Origin of the sequence: Methanohalophilus sp., assembly GCF_030156785.1 — an archaeon.
Classification (GTDB): Archaea; Halobacteriota; Methanosarcinia; order Methanosarcinales; family Methanosarcinaceae; genus Methanohalophilus.
The window spans coordinates 100923-115649 of sequence record NZ_JASGLW010000006.1 but is presented as its reverse complement, the minus strand read 5'-3'; the positions used below and the strand labels follow the sequence as shown (position 1 = coordinate 115649).

19 protein-coding genes are annotated in these 14727 nt (G+C 43.6%); 2 read left to right on the top strand and 17 right to left on the bottom strand.

The annotated features are described in order from the left end of the window. Window positions 1–108: 108 nt before the first annotated feature. A complete protein-coding gene (locus PWQ49_RS04890; RefSeq protein ID WP_300608574.1) occupies window positions 109–396 on the bottom strand; it encodes a MazG nucleotide pyrophosphohydrolase domain-containing protein in 288 nt (95 codons plus the stop codon). Window positions 397–406: 10 nt separating this feature from the next. Continuing rightward, window positions 407–1228, bottom strand: a complete 822-nt coding sequence (hisF, locus tag PWQ49_RS04885) for an imidazole glycerol phosphate synthase subunit HisF (RefSeq protein WP_300608573.1) — start codon at window positions 1226–1228, stop codon at window positions 407–409. Between the two features lie 159 nt (window positions 1229–1387). Here hisF and PWQ49_RS04880 point away from each other — a divergent pair, with 159 nt between their 5' ends. Next, on the top strand, window positions 1388–2230 hold the full coding sequence (locus PWQ49_RS04880) for an ATP-binding cassette domain-containing protein (protein WP_300608571.1): 843 nt from the start codon (window positions 1388–1390) through the stop codon (window positions 2228–2230). Window positions 2231–2242: 12 nt separating this feature from the next. Continuing rightward, window positions 2243–3049: a cobalt ECF transporter T component CbiQ gene (gene cbiQ / locus PWQ49_RS04875; protein ID WP_300608569.1), complete on the top strand. Its 807-nt coding sequence runs from the start codon at window positions 2243–2245 to the stop codon at window positions 3047–3049. A gap of 24 nt (window positions 3050–3073) precedes the next feature. Here cbiQ and PWQ49_RS04870 read toward each other — a convergent pair whose 3' ends face one another. From PWQ49_RS04870 to PWQ49_RS04805, 15 genes are all read right to left on the bottom strand, one after another. Further along, window positions 3074–3367, bottom strand: a complete 294-nt coding sequence (locus tag PWQ49_RS04870; protein WP_300608567.1) for a PDGLE domain-containing protein — start codon at window positions 3365–3367, stop codon at window positions 3074–3076. Beyond that, on the bottom strand, window positions 3364–4017 hold the full coding sequence (gene cbiM / locus PWQ49_RS04865) for a cobalt transporter CbiM (RefSeq protein WP_300608565.1): 654 nt from the start codon (window positions 4015–4017) through the stop codon (window positions 3364–3366). The genes PWQ49_RS04870 and cbiM overlap by 4 nt, the downstream gene beginning before the upstream one ends. A 627-nt stretch (window positions 4018–4644) precedes the next feature. Beyond that, the gene (locus PWQ49_RS04860; protein WP_300608563.1) at window positions 4645–6414 is read right to left on the bottom strand and encodes a ribosome biogenesis/translation initiation ATPase RLI; all 1770 of its coding nucleotides are present in this window, start codon (window positions 6412–6414) and stop codon (window positions 4645–4647) included. A gap of 32 nt (window positions 6415–6446) precedes the next feature. Then, the gene (locus tag PWQ49_RS04855) at window positions 6447–6839 is read right to left on the bottom strand and encodes a hypothetical protein (protein ID WP_300608561.1); all 393 of its coding nucleotides are present in this window, start codon (window positions 6837–6839) and stop codon (window positions 6447–6449) included. A gap of 77 nt (window positions 6840–6916) precedes the next feature. After that, window positions 6917–7501, bottom strand: coding sequence for a hypothetical protein (locus PWQ49_RS08310; RefSeq protein WP_363321808.1), 585 nt, complete (start codon window positions 7499–7501; stop codon window positions 6917–6919). 123 nt (window positions 7502–7624) lie between these two features. Then, window positions 7625–7924: a hypothetical protein gene (locus PWQ49_RS08305; protein WP_363321807.1), complete on the bottom strand. Its 300-nt coding sequence runs from the start codon at window positions 7922–7924 to the stop codon at window positions 7625–7627. A 69-nt stretch (window positions 7925–7993) separates the two neighbouring features. Continuing rightward, window positions 7994–8263, bottom strand: coding sequence for a thioredoxin domain-containing protein (locus tag PWQ49_RS04845; protein WP_300608559.1), 270 nt, complete (start codon window positions 8261–8263; stop codon window positions 7994–7996). A 115-nt stretch (window positions 8264–8378) separates the two neighbouring features. After that, the gene (gene cofE, locus PWQ49_RS04840) at window positions 8379–9158 is read right to left on the bottom strand and encodes a coenzyme F420-0:L-glutamate ligase (RefSeq protein WP_300608584.1); all 780 of its coding nucleotides are present in this window, start codon (window positions 9156–9158) and stop codon (window positions 8379–8381) included. Between the two features lie 16 nt (window positions 9159–9174). Further along, window positions 9175–10428: a phosphomethylpyrimidine synthase ThiC gene (gene thiC, locus PWQ49_RS04835; protein ID WP_300608557.1), complete on the bottom strand. Its 1254-nt coding sequence runs from the start codon at window positions 10426–10428 to the stop codon at window positions 9175–9177. Window positions 10429–10449: 21 nt separating this feature from the next. Continuing rightward, complete coding sequence (locus PWQ49_RS04830; protein ID WP_300608555.1) at window positions 10450–11331, bottom strand: methylenetetrahydrofolate reductase; 882 nt, start codon at window positions 11329–11331, stop codon at window positions 10450–10452. Window positions 11332–11536: 205 nt separating this feature from the next. After that, on the bottom strand, window positions 11537–12373 hold the full coding sequence (locus tag PWQ49_RS04825) for a class I SAM-dependent methyltransferase (RefSeq protein WP_300608553.1): 837 nt from the start codon (window positions 12371–12373) through the stop codon (window positions 11537–11539). Window positions 12374–12411: 38 nt separating this feature from the next. Continuing rightward, window positions 12412–12819: a rhodanese-like domain-containing protein gene (locus tag PWQ49_RS04820; protein WP_300608551.1), complete on the bottom strand. Its 408-nt coding sequence runs from the start codon at window positions 12817–12819 to the stop codon at window positions 12412–12414. Beyond that, entirely contained in the window at window positions 12816–13064 is a 249-nt protein-coding gene (locus PWQ49_RS04815; protein WP_300608550.1) for a DUF2769 domain-containing protein, read from the bottom strand. The genes PWQ49_RS04820 and PWQ49_RS04815 overlap by 4 nt, the downstream gene beginning before the upstream one ends. Window positions 13065–13077: 13 nt before the next feature. Next, the gene (locus tag PWQ49_RS04810; protein WP_300608548.1) at window positions 13078–13761 is read right to left on the bottom strand and encodes a fibrillarin-like rRNA/tRNA 2'-O-methyltransferase; all 684 of its coding nucleotides are present in this window, start codon (window positions 13759–13761) and stop codon (window positions 13078–13080) included. Continuing rightward, window positions 13758–14726 carry an rRNA biogenesis protein gene (locus PWQ49_RS04805; RefSeq protein ID WP_300608546.1) on the bottom strand — a complete coding sequence of 323 codons (969 nt, stop codon included), beginning with the start codon at window positions 14724–14726 and terminating at the stop codon, window positions 13758–13760. Before PWQ49_RS04805 ends, PWQ49_RS04810 begins: the two co-directional genes overlap by 4 nt. Window position 14727: the final 1 nt, after the last annotated feature.

Below are 14727 nucleotides of genomic sequence, written 5' to 3'. Positions count from 1 at the left end.
GAAATTAATGAAAGTACTCATATAACTAAATTTATCTTGATTAGATATAAATATTGTTGTTTAGTTTGGGTGAGAAGAGGAGTTAATCAGAAATCTCTACTGTTTGTTTTAATCAGTACAAATGCAAGGTTTTCTGCCGCATGACGGACAGGAATCGGGATACTTTTCACAAAATACTTCTTCAAGATCAATGTCATAAAGATTGGCAAGTGCCCCTATCCAGGCAAAACAATCCGCCAGCTCTTCCCTTATGTTTTCCCTGTCATCCCGCCGTATGGCTTCCGCAAGTTCCCCGACTTCCTCCACCAGCCAAAGGGTTGTAGCGGTCGGACCCCTGCGTTTGTCGTTCTCGACATACAGGTCTCTCATAAGCTGCTGGAATTCGGAGATTTCCATTAAATCACCTTTAGTCACGTACCGGTATGTCACGGCTGCGGAGGTATTTCTTCACGTCACCTACAGTATACTCCCCGAAGTGGAAAATGCTTGCAGCCAGCCCTGCATCAGCCTTTGCATCCACAAAGCCCTTATACATGTGCTCGGGAGATCCCACGCCGCCTGATGCAATAATCGGGATTTCAAGTTCCTCGGAAAGCTTGCGGGTGATAGGAACATCAAAACCATCGCGGGTCCCGTCTCTGTCCATGCTGGTAAGTAAAATCTCACCTGCACCAAGTTCTTCTACCTTCTTTGCCCACTGAACAGCATCAATGCCAGTAGGCTTGCGTCCTCCGTAAATCACCACTTCATACCATGCTTTTGTCCCGTCCTCGAGAGTAAGTATGGTTTTATCAGGGTTGTCTTCAACATCATTATTCCGCTTGCAGTCAATAGCAACAACAATGCATTGTGAACCGAATATAGAAGAAGCTTCCCGCACAAGTTCCGGGTTTTTTATTGCAGCTGTGTTTATTGAAACTTTATCCGCTCCAGCCCTTAGAATTTCACGAATACGCTCCACAGAGCTAATACCTCCACCCACTGTCAGGGGAATAAAAACCTCATTAGCAGTTCGTTCAATAACATCGATCATGGTATCTCTGCCTTCATGGGACGCGGTTATGTCAAGAAATACAAGTTCATCGGCACCCTGTTCATTGTACTTTTTCGCAAGTTCCACAGGATCACCAGCTTTTTTCAGATCAACAAATTCCACGCCTTTGACCACAGTCCCGCCTTCCTCATCAAGGGTAACATCAAGACACGGGATTATTCTTTTTGTGAGCATGATAATGGATAATGAAGTACCTATATCTTAAATATTGCTGGAAGGATGCTTCTGCCAATCAGATTACGTGCAACATTTGATGCAATACAATAGTGTTACGTATTTCCGTACATTTCACAAATGATAACATATATATCTAATGTGTAAGAATCCTGGTGCATGGATCAACCAATTCCTGTGATCGAAGCCAAAAACCTTTCTTTTCGGTATTCCCACAGTGATAAAAACGCTCTTGATAGAGTTAATTTTAAAGTATATCCGGGAGAAAAAATTGCAGTTCTCGGAGCAAACGGTGCAGGAAAATCAACCCTTTTCAAGCACCTTAATGGGATACTTAAACCCATTGCAGGAAGCGTGTATGTAAAAGGGCTTCCAATCAAAAAAGATAATATACTGGACGTCCGGCACACAGTAGGAATTGTTTTCCAGGACCCTGATGATCAGATTATCGCACCCAGCGTAGAGGAAGATGTGGCTTTCGGTCCGATGAATATGGGATTGCCAATCGGGGAAGTTGAAGAAAGGGTCAAAAATGCCCTTGAAATAGTTAACCTTACAGGACTTGAAAAAAGAGCTCCTCATCACCTCAGTGGCGGTCAGAAAAAAATGGTTGCTATCGCGGGCATTCTTGCAATCCAACCTGAAGTAGTGGTACTTGACGAACCAACCGCTGGATTGGACCCCGTAAACGCGGAGAAAGTGCTTGATATAATTGACAGGATGAATCGGGAACTCAACATTACCGTAATACTGTCCACCCATGAGATTGACATTGTACCCCCATTTGCAAACAGGGTAATTGTACTCCACGAAGGTAAAATCGAAGCCGATGACGTGCCAATGAAGATTTTCGGTGACGAGGAGCTTCTAAGAAAATCAAACCTTAGGATGCCAAGGGTCGCAGAGGTTTTCAAACTGCTGCAGGAAAAAGGAGTCGATATAAAAATTCAGTCCACCCCCCATGAAGCAAGAGACGAACTGCTAAGAGTAATAAGGAAATGAAGGACTGCTTTTATGGATATTACTCTCACTGACATAGAAAGACAGGCATATAAACAAACACCAATCCACGATCTGGATGGACGTGTAAAGCTCATAATGGTGATAGCCATCATAGTTTACAGCGTATGGTTGTCACCTCTTGAATATACCAATCTTTATAAACTGGGAGCACTGGAATTATATCTAATCATTCTGATGGCAATCGCCCGATTGAATCCTATTTATGTCCTTTTACGACTACTTGTTGCTCTGCCATTTGGAACAAGTATCGTTGCTCTCCAGCCTTTTGTAAGACATTCATTTTTAGATAAGGCTACCTATTATCCTATAGATCTGCCATTTGGACTTGCTGTCACTTATGAAGGACTTTTTTTTGGCGGGTTGTTGTTTGCGAAGTTTCTAGTATGTGTGTCCGCAATCATTCTTTTGTCATCGACCACACGAATGAATGAGATGGTTGCAGCAGCCAGAAGACTGGGAATTCCTGCCGAGTTTACACTACTGCTTACTATGATGGTAAGATACCTGTTTCTTTTCTGGGTATTTCTCAAAAGAATTCGTACTGCACAAAAAGTCAGGTTGTTTTATATATGGAACAAAAAAGTACCAAGAAAATGGATTCTCCGACAGGTTGCATATACCATAAGTTCACTTTTTATTCGCTCCTACGAACAGGGAGAAAGGACGTACATCAGTATGCTATGCCGTGGATACAAGGAAGATGGTGTGTACCTGCATAAAGAAAAACTGCGTTTTCAAGATTTTACTTTTCTGACGATTACTGCCGGTTTGCTTATTGTAATCCAGTTATATGTATAAAAAAGTAATTGGAAAGCTGAAACATTATATCTTTGCAGCTTTCCCGATACCATATGCAATCAGAAGCATTGCAATACTGCCTATTGTTATAGCCAATATTTCCCCGGATTTACCCATTCCTTCAATTGAATAGTCTGGCATTGGAGACTGAACGGCAGGTTCTGATTCTTCAAGTTCTGCGAATTCAGATTCTTCAATTATATTTCCTGCTGCACTTTCCAACCCATCCGGGTCAGGGGATGCAAGAAAAGGCGCTGCAACCGAGATGACAATGGCAATTGCAAGGCCAACTAAAAGGAACTTCATGTTCGGGTTCATGCTTCCGCTCCCCCATGGATGTCTTTAACTATATCCGACAACAAATCCGGCCTGGATCTTGCAATTGCTGAAAGTGCAATGGTTGTTATCAATCCCTCTCCTACAATACCTATGATGAAATGGAAGGTACCCATTGCCATTAACCCCGGTACAAGAGGGAATGTGCCCGCAAGCCATAATTCAACCGCCGTTGCCAGTGATGAAACAAAAAGGCCAAGCCACGCACCAACAAAAGCAGCAATGCTCATGCTTACACGTTTCTTCAGACCTACAAATGTATAATAACCGACAAACCCGGAAATCAATCCCATGTTGATGATGTTTGCGCCCATTACGGTAACTCCGCCATCCCCAAACACGAATCCCTGGACAATCAGGACAAGAGTCAGTACGAGTAATCCTGCCCACGGGCTTCCCAATACGATAGCTACAAGCGTTGCACCAACCATGTGACCGCTGGTGCCCATCCCAATAGGAATGTTCAGAGCCTGAATTGCAAATATCCCCGCAGCAAGGGCTGCAAGAATAGGATTTTTCATATCATCCATTTCTTTTCTTGCCCATCGCAACGACATAATTATGAAAGGTATAGCGATAGCCCAGTAAATAAGTGCCTGACTGAGTGGCATAAATGAATCTGGTATGTGCATAGTTCCTCCATTTAACACCTATTTTAGTTTTTGTTATTATTAGTGTTAAGTTTCTACTAATCAGTAATACTAAAATATATTCTTTTAATAAATAGTTATCGAAGATTTGCACAAAAAGAAATGTTATTTCGTTAATGTCGATTAAAATCTTGTATGTATTTGCCCTTAAAATTTCTGAATACACAGAACTGAATTAAGCCCGCTCTATCCCGTAAGGGGGATGAAAAACTCTTTGTAACTGCGCCCAATGATACTGATCATGTTATTGCTACGCAGTATTTACATAGCAATAAAAAGAGAAATTACATAGATCAAAAACCTGTTAGAAACAATGATCTGTGTTACAGATTAAAAATCTGGAACTTCCACTAAATATCTGATTTAATGGAAAAATACTGGGAATTGCAGCTTTTTTGCCCATGAACAGTCCCTCCTTCTACAACGGGCATCTCATAAACAACTGCCATGTTCTGTTTATTGTATGATTTACTCCTACCGGGATTATTGAGTACAGTAATTTCCCATCGTGGTATGTGGATAGAAAACACGGCTAATGACCTAATGGATGTATGTGATTACTAAAGAACATCCCAAACAAAAGCATCATTGTGAGAATATGTCAAGATATTACTCGCCAATATTGTAGTAATAATACTCACCCTTTGCCTTCTGCTTGCGGTCAAGATTTGAACCCTTCTTATTGACCCGTGGCCTGCGTGTATCCTCATCTCTTCTGAATGTAATGTCAAGGTTGGCAAGGAATTTGTTCATACCTTCCTGCATACCTGTGGGGGAATGGGCAAAACCATAAACTGCAGGTTCTCCTTCAAATACAATGAGCCTCTCGCTCAGCATGTCAATCATGTAGATGTCGTGGTCAACTACCATTGCGGTCTTCTTGCTATTTTCCGCAAACCTCTTAATAGTCTTAGTTGCAAGAGCGCGCTGCTCGACATCAAGGTGGGCACTGGGTTCGTCAAGAATATACATATCTGCATCGCGGGAAAGACAAGCTGCTATAGCTACCCTCTGCAACTCACCACCACTGAGATCGGTAAGAAGCCTGTCATAAAGGTTCTCAAGATTTAGCGGAGCTGCAATTTCAGACTGGTAATAGCTTGAATCAAATTTCTTGGATATGCTTCTCAGGAAAAAGTTTACAGGAATTGGCTGATCTGCTTGTATGTACTGTGGTTTATAGGATATCTCAATATCCAGATTCATTTCACCTTCATCAGGTTCTTCAATACCTGCAAGCACTTTCACAAATGTGGACTTACCGATTCCATTGGGTCCCACGATGCCGAGAACCTCTCCCTCCTTAAGGGAACCCGCATCCACCTTCATGGAAAAACCACCTTCATACTTTTTTGTGAAACTGTCATATTCCACAAGGGTTGCAACATCGGTTTCCGATCTTGGTGGATGCACCTCAAAAGTGATTGCATCCGGTCTCACACGTATGTTTTCTTCGGGTAAATAACCCTTAAGGTATTGGTTAATTGCAATCCTTACACCCTTGGGATGGGTAATCACACCATACCCTGTGGGTACACCGTATGCAATATGTACCACATCGGAAAGCATATCAAGAATCGCAAGATCATGTTCAACAACAAGTACAGCCTTATCCTGAGCAATCTCCTGAATAAGCTGTGAAACCTTGATCCTCTGGTGTATATCAAGGTAAGGGCTTATTTCATCAAAAAAGTAGAAATCTGCATCTTTGGCAGCGCATGCTGCAATGGCAACACGCTGCAACTCCCCACCACTGAGATCACCAATGTTACGATCAATTATATGGGACAATGAAAGTCTTTCTATAAGATCGTCAAGCTTGCCTGAATCGTCCACACCTGCAAGAAGATCACGGGTTTTACCCTTAAATGCCTTTGGAATCATGTCCACATACTGCGGTTTCTGGGATAATCGCACAGCACCATCTGCAACCTGTTTGAAATAATCATACATGGAAGTGCCTGCATAGTGTTCCAGCACTACATCCCAATCGGTATTCCCTTCGCCGAAGTTAGGAATCAGATTGCCGGAAAGAATCTGGACACAGGTACTTTTTCCTATACCGTTTGGACCAAGTATCCCCGATACCCTTCCTGCCTCGGGAGTTGGAAGCCCATAGAGAGCAAAACCATTTTTCCCGTAACGGTGGGTCGGCTTATGAAGCTCCTCCGGCAATCCAATAATCATTATAGCATCAAATGGACATTTGTTTACACATATGCCACAGCCCACACACATTTCCTCAGAAATGATAGGTTTCCCGTCATCACCAAAAACAATAGTCTCATCACCGGATCTCACCCGGGGACAATATTTCTCACACTCATGACTACATCTGCGGGGCTGACACCTATCCCTGTTTAATATTGCAATTCGCATGCTAATCCCTTTAGACCATTAGGACACTTTCATCAATTAAGCAGAAGAGTCCATGTCACAAGACAAAAGTCAATTACCAAAAATTCAACATAAAACCAGCCTTTAAGCCCGAATTCCTTAGTGTTGATCTTAAATGCTGGAAAGATCAAACGCTGTACATAATAAGCCAGTATGGCAATGATGGTTAACATGGCATACCACTTGGTCTCAGTAGCTGCACCAAGCTGGAAATAAGCAATGACCCCTGCTATAACTCCCACATAGGCAGCTATAGCGGTTTTGACAATTGCCTGAATCTGTAAAGTTCGTTTTTCTTCAGGTGTCATCTCCTTAATAGCTATTTTGACAGCAGAGTCTGTCGATTTTGCAGAAGAGACTTTCCCTTCCACTGCTTTGGAGCTTTCCTTAGTATGATTATTCTTCAAGGGGGTTTTCTCCTTAGTGAATATTATGGATGTTGATTAGACATCATAACCTATATAAACATTTATTGTCCGCTTTTTTAGAAAAATTCATGGCTCAACACATTCGGTACATTTTCTGTGGATATAGCCTCAAAGCCAAGTGAGCAAAGATGAGAAGCAAAACGTGATGGTCTGTGGCCTGTTGGATGATAGACTACCACAGCTTCCGGATCAATTTGTTCAACCATATTCACAAGCCCGTGAGCGTCAAGATGATCGCTGATACATACCGAGGGGAAAGGATGATCCTGTCTTGCAGATAATACGTATTTTGAAATTGAAGAAGGTAACTTTCCAAGATGATTTGGAGGAACTATAGTTACTTTTTTAGACATTTCAATCCCAACCAGTTCACCCGCCTCAGGCATCAGGGAACGTGTCAGTTCAAGAGAAGTGGATTCCATAGAAATTGCATCCGCATAGCCCATCTGGCGAATTAATTGAACCGCCCTTTGTGCCTTCCCGAAAGAATATGCTCCAAAGGCAACCCTTTCTTCTGAAAAAAGAACATCTTCAAATGATTCCAGATCATCTTCAAAATGACAGAACGGATCGCTTGGATCACCGTAATTAGCTTCGGTTATGAGTATATCACATTTGGGGAGATTTGAAGCATCTTTCACATCACCCGTAACAAGAATGCGAACTCCGTTTTCGTTTTCCCATCCAAAGGCAACCGAGCCCTCAGTATGCCCAGTGGCATAGGTTTTGATTTTAACATTGGATATTTCACCCTCACCATTTTCCTAGAGAATACTGCCCCTATATTCCCTTTCATGTCGCAGCTCAAGTGCCATGGCAGTTTTCTCGGTGCATGCAGCACGATCGGAACGCATGGCAGAACTGCCGTGATGATCAGAATGAGCATGGGTAATCAGATAGGCATCGGGCTGGGAGTACTTCTGGGGACTGCGGGTTGTGTCAACAACAAATGAACGTATATCGCCTTCCTGTGATCGGAATCTTAGTCCAATATGGGGTTTAAAACCACCACGTGAATTTTTCTGCCGATAAACCAACAAGCCCATGTCTATAAGTTTATCCAAAGTAGTCCCTCAAAAAGAAAAAGGATCCAATATATTTTAGCTTAGCGCGAAGAGAAAAAAGTAAATGGCTCAGAGTAACTGAGATAACTCTGAGATAAGTACATCCTTGCTGGTTACACCTGTAAAGCGGCGCACTTCAGCTCCATCCTTTTCGATTATTAACGTAGGTACGGCGTGAATTCCATATTTCCCTGCAACATCGGGATGTTGATCCACATCAATAAGCTTAACTTCGACTTTGTCTCCCATTTCCGCCTCAATTTCCTTGAGGATTGGTTTCTGCATCTGGCAGGGGCCACACCATGTAGCACTGAAATCCAGTAAAACAACATTGCTCATTTTTGATCACCTTTCGATCCTTGTCTGATATATACAACGCTTTCTTTCAAATTGTTTGTGGTTATGCGCGGTATTGTATAAATAATACATAACCAGGTTCTTTTCATATATAAAGTTATCGGGTATAATCAATCTTCTGAGAAGATTTTCTTATATTACTGAAATACATACATTCGTCACTGGAAAAAACTGGCATTGGAACATCTGCATCAACAATCCTGATACCCGAATTCCGAATTATAACACAAGGGATACGCTCTCCTGCCTCACCCATAATCAGTTGTGCCGCTGAAACAAGATTGTCAGCAACTGCCTTGTGAGTGATACTCAAAGGTTTCCCAAAAAGATCAAGATCACCCCGCGAATCCTCAACCGGAATAATGCCTGAAGTCCCAAGAGCTATCCCAACACAACCAAGCCGCATAGGTTGTGTCCTGCTATCCCCAATTATAACTCCCACCCTGCACCTGTATTTATTACATATAGCTCTCCTGATTTGCCCTGCGCTTTTTTGTGAATCTTCAGGCAAAAGCACTACATGCCCTTCAGGAGCGTTCGAACCGTCAATCCCTGCATTTGGAGATAGATTACCTTTTGTTATGGTTAATGCTGCTCCTGGAACCCCTCCAAATACTTCATCACACTCACGGAGTACAAGTTCCATTTCCCGCGGATCAAGGCTGAACCTGTGTGCAAAACGAATTGCCGTTTGCCCGGGCTCAACCTCGGAAAGCTTTACAACCCGGTTTTCTGCCGTCGCAACCGCAGATTCTGCGAGAACAATTATATCTCCCTCCTCGGGATAAATTTTGTTTTCTTCAAATGCAGCTTCCAGAATTGTGAGAAGATTATCACCCGGCTTTATCAATGACGTTTGGATGCCCAGAATCTCCATGTGTTTACCGGCATTGTTATTCTCCTGCAAGATAGTCCCCCATTATCTTAATTGCACAGTACTCCCCACACATCGAACAGGGACCAAACATTGGGCAGAAGTCCCTCACTCTATCAGGATCAAAGGCTAGCTCCATCTGGCCTTTCCAGTCAAAATTTGCACGGCGCTCAGCGAGCAAACGATCTTTTTCGCTTATTCCATACTTAATCGAATCGCCAATATGAGCCGCGATCTTAAATGCCAACAGTCCTTCGCGAACCTGATCCGGTGTTGGCAGGGCAAGATGCTCGGAGGGGGTAATGTAACAAAGATAATCTGCACCTGCACCACTAGCCATACTTGCACCCACAGCACCGGCAATGTGATCATAACCCAATGCAACATCGGTCGGCAGGGGACCTGCTACAAAAAGGGGATGTTGGGATGTCGATTTGTATAGTTTGACAAAATCAGGAATTACAGATGCTGGCACGTGACCGCCCATACCCTCTATGATAACCTGTACACCTGCCTTGTTCGCAAGTTCTGCAAGATTCGCATTGGTTTGTATTTCCATTAACTGCGCAGGATCCTGAGGGTCATGAATACAACCACTACGCATTGTGTTCCCGAGAGAGAGAACAACATCATTTTCCCTGAGAATGGCCAGAACCTCATCAAAGTTGTTCAGAAAGGGATTATCACAATCATTGGTTAGCATGAAAACGCTTGTAAAGGAGCCACCTTTTGAGACCATTCCCATTACTCTGCCAGAACCTTTTACGATCTCAAGCATTTTCTTGTCAACACAATGAAGGACAACTGAGCTCAGACCATCTTCTATCTGCAATTTCAGGCAGGAAAGAATATCGTCTTCCGTGACATCTTTAAGCCCTTTTTCAACTATTGCCTGATATATTGGAACTGAGGTAATGGGAAGAGTTGTATTTTCAATAATGCTTTTCCTGATTGCAGAAATATTACCCCCCATGGAAAGATCGGTGATTGTATCAGCACCATACTTTTCTGCAATGGCAGCCTTTTGCAACTCGGAAGCCGGATTAACATTTGCAGCGGAAGTTCCCAGATTGACATTGATCTTTGTAGTTGCTCCTTTCCCAATAGCCGTAGGAGGACAGCCTTTCCTTACCATTATGACAAGACTTCCCTCAGCCACACGTGAAAGGACCGTGTTTTCATCCATACCTTCCTTTTTTGCAACATATTGCATTTGAGGAGTTAAGTTTCCGTTTTTTGCATGATCAATCTGTGTGAGCATCTTTATGTCCATCCAACCATGATTGGAAGTAAATTATATTTTTTCAGATAAGCCGCCTTGTTTAAGAATTGCCGGGATGCTCCGATTGTTCCCAATTGACATAAGGTGAATTCCCTTGCAAATCTTCTTCAGTTCCCGGATATGCTCCGCACATATTAAAGCTCCTTCGATAGCTGGATCTTCTGAAGATTCCAACCGCAGAATCAGTTCATCTTCAACTCTTATCCCTGGAATGTTTTTGTTCATGAAATGAGCCATCTTTACGGATCTAAGAGGAATCATTCCGGCAAGTACGGGAACTTCCAGATGAGAAATGCTTTCAAGGAATTCCTCAAACCTTCCCACATCATAAACCGCCTGTGTCTGCAAGAAATCCAGACCCACACGTGCCTTTTTCTCAAGTTTCATGAGCTGCATTGAGTTATCCGGATCGGTGTTGCAGACGGCCCCTTTCACAAAAGTGGGTGTTGATTCCAGTGAGTTGCCAGCCATATCCATTCCGTGTTCCAGACGGCGCACAGCCTGTAAAAGTTGAACGGCATCAAGATCATAAACAGGTTTTGAGCCCGGATGGTCTCCTTTTGTGGGATAATCCCCCGTCATCACACAAATGTTCCGTATCCCAAGGGCCGATGCCGCTAGGAGATCGGACTGTAATGCCAGACGATTGCGATCACGGCAGGTAAGCTGCATGATTACCTCATGACCGGCGTCCATCAGTAATTTAGCCACGGCTATTGGACTCATGCGCATGACAGCACGCTGGTTGTCCGTGACATTGACAGCATCCACCCATCTACGGAGAAGGTCTGCATCCTCAAGTACCGCCGAGACATCGGTACCTTTCGGAGGAGACACTTCTGAGGTCACAATGAAGCGATCTGATTTGAGCGCATCGTTAAAAGTAGATGACATCTTAAGGTAAATAGGTCTGATTGGTTTTTAAATGCATCGCGATCCCGGGATGAAGCGGACTTTCAGTTTTGCCTTTTGATAATTCTTGGATGAACGAAAAAAAGGATTAATGCACCACATCAGGTAGAGGAAGAGAACCATGTCTATTCATCCCGAAAAACAATAACGTTCCCCTGCATGCATTGACAACGATACTGGAAATAACTCAAATGGAATTACTCCACCACATCCTCACCCTTGTAGTACGATTTTCCATTATCAACTCATCTCCCTCTTTCCTGAGGATCGATTCAAGGTGTTTTTTCAGGAGTTGCTCCTGTCTGGGGGTGGAAATTCTGTAATGGAAACGGTAGTGTCTGACTGCTTCATCAAGCGATGAATAGCGTGATGTGTGGGTCAGTTCAAACGTCTCGATATTCGGGTAGATTCCCATATTGTAAAGGATATTGTAGATAATATCACATTTGGGGAACGGGCAATATTCCCTGTTGTGAAGAATCGGCCATATTTTATTGTAATCGACATCCCATGAAGTATCCCCTGCAAACCAGTAGATGTAAACATTCCCGTTGCTCACAGCCTGAATCTTCTCAATTGCCTGCTTCATATCAGGAACGTGCAGTGAATAGGATGCGATAATAACGTCATAGGGACCGTAAAGTTCCCCAACATCAACATCCTCCCACGCTTTCTTGATGTGGGTTATGTTATCCAGACCACTATCAGCGATATTCTCTTCAAGCACTTTTGTCATCCCATCAGATGGCTCAACCGCTGTCACATGGGCAACATGTTCAGCCAGAGGAATTGTAAGTGAGCCCGGACCTGCTCCGATATCCAGAACCCGCGAATTCTCATTAAACTCTATTTCGCTGAGGGATTTTTTGATGCGCTTACCATCTTTTCGAGAGGATTCCCAGAACTTTTTCGCATTCTCATATGTGCCCCAGACATCCTCCGCCTCACCGAGCATATCTGCATCCTCATGTCGTAACATCTGGTCTTTCCAGACCTCTCCCCAATCAATATTTAAAGCGGGCATGTGCAAAAGTCAACCTGACTGGTAAAAAAGCTTGCCCATTATTCCTCATAAGGATACCCAGCCGCCTGCCACTCACTGAATCCACCATCAACATTGTAGATTACACAGAACCCATGTTCCTCAAGAATCTCTGCAGCAGTTCTACTTCGGGAACCGGATCTACAGTAAACAAGCAAAGGTTGATCTTTGGGAATTTCATCAAGTCTTTCATGCAATTCAGAAACAGGAATCAATGTTGAACCAATGAGATGACCCGCATCGTATTCGGAAACGGTTCTTACGTCAAGAATGAACATCTCGCCTGAATCCACTAGAGCCTTTGCTTCATCAACATTGATATGGTAAACCCCACATTCTGAAGTTGGTGACACCGATGTCGACTGCAGATCAGTACATCCTGATGAAAATATGGTGAAAAGAAAGAGAAATACAATTAGTTTTTTCATTTGGCATTTCTCCTGCAAAACCTGTCTCCCACAAGGGCAAACTGGTGGTAAACATAGCATTCCATGCACATACAGCCTGAATCGTCAGCCGGTTTTTCGGCTAAGCCCCGTGCGCAATACATGAACCTGCCATCCCGGGGATACGAAGAACAATCTGAACACCTGCAGCCTTTGGAGTGATGATACGACGGACAAACACCGAAATACTTGCCCATACCTTCTCTCATATAAGAACAATCTTCCAACCAAAACACCCTCTTACCCAATCCTCTGGGCAACTATGCCCATATGATCAATGTGGAATGGGGAAAGATTCTGTTTCTTTAGTATTTTAAGTTTGATACCCTGCGCAGCGGAAAGGATTTTTAACTGCTCCTTGAAAATCTTCTCAGGGACTGCTGTTGAATCAACACTTCGTGCCTTGATTGAAAGAAGAAGATTACCACCTTTTTTGAGATATTGCCTTGCATTATCAACAGCAATTTCCGCCTGGTTGGGCTGCGCCACATCCTGAAAAATAACATCCACCGGCTCAACAACATGTGCATATGAAACCGGTCTTGAAGCATCGGCGAGCAAGGGAACAATGTTTTTGCGAACGTCACAGAGGCGCAGTAGCTGTCGCATAGTCGTGGGTGCAAATTCCACAGCGTAGACCACACCCTCAGGAACCATATCAGATACATGGCTCACTGTAGTACCCGAAGCTGCACCCAGATAAAGCACCCGGCTGTCCTTTGAAAATGGCATCTGGAATTTCCTGATGGCCATTGCACCAAGCTTGCTGCGGCGGGGATTCCAGACACGGTATTCAACTGATTCATCCTCAATGGTTCTTTCACCATATACGATATTTCCCGGCACGAGATTTCGTGTAGCAATCTGTTTCTTCCTGCCACCCTTTATTTCGTAGACACCACCGGAAAGTTCCTGTACTTTCATTTGCCAACCCCCTTCCTTTTCTTTTCCTGCCGGGATTCGATTGAAGCTACTTTCTTCTCCAGTTCGTCTTTAAGAAACGGACGGAATTCTCCTGAAAAAGCGTCAATCCTTGCAGCAAGACTTATTTTCGCTGCAAGGGCACGGGCGATTTTGCCACGATTTCTCGGGGATGAGCCCTTCACCAGTGGGTGATTGAAAATAATACCATGTTTGGGTGATGGTGCTTTTGAACGCAGATGCTTAAATAGTGCATTGTTTGCTCCCATTACCTGAATAGTACTGGATGGAAGAGAAGCCAGTTTTTTGAGGCTACCAGCCATACTAATCAAACGTGCCCCCAGAAGAGGACCAGCAAGATGGCAAAGGTTTGCTGCTACATCTTCCATGTTATCCCTAATATATTGCTCAAGGGAAGAACGTCGTTCATAAAGAGCTAAAATATCACCTGCAAAAGCTTTCAGGATCAATCCTTCCTTTTCTCCCATGGGGCAGCCCATTGAGTTTTCAGTCAGAACATAAAAACTGTCGTCTGGGGACATGTCATTCCTCAATCCTTTTGATTCGACAAAGGATGCAAGATCCGACGTTTTCAGACCCAGTTCCGGGAAATGGTCTCCATACCAGACGGACAGGCGCTCTGCAAGCAGATTCACAGCCTCGTCAATGTCATCAATGACTCCAACCGCATGGATAATCGGCAGATCAGGCGTGTAGGATTCTTTTATGGATTGACGTGCCGCTTCCACACATGCCTCCTGCAGGAGCGAGAGATATTCGGAATCATTGTCCACAAAACCACATTGAAAGGCAATCTCCCGCAATTCAATCCCTGCACGAAAAGCAGTTCCTTTTTTCTGGATCTGGTGGATTCTTTCTGCAAGCTCTTTTGGATCTCTGCTTGAAAGATTGCACTTTTCTATCTCCCCTTCATCGGAGATTTCCACTTCTCCAAACCAAGTATCCAAC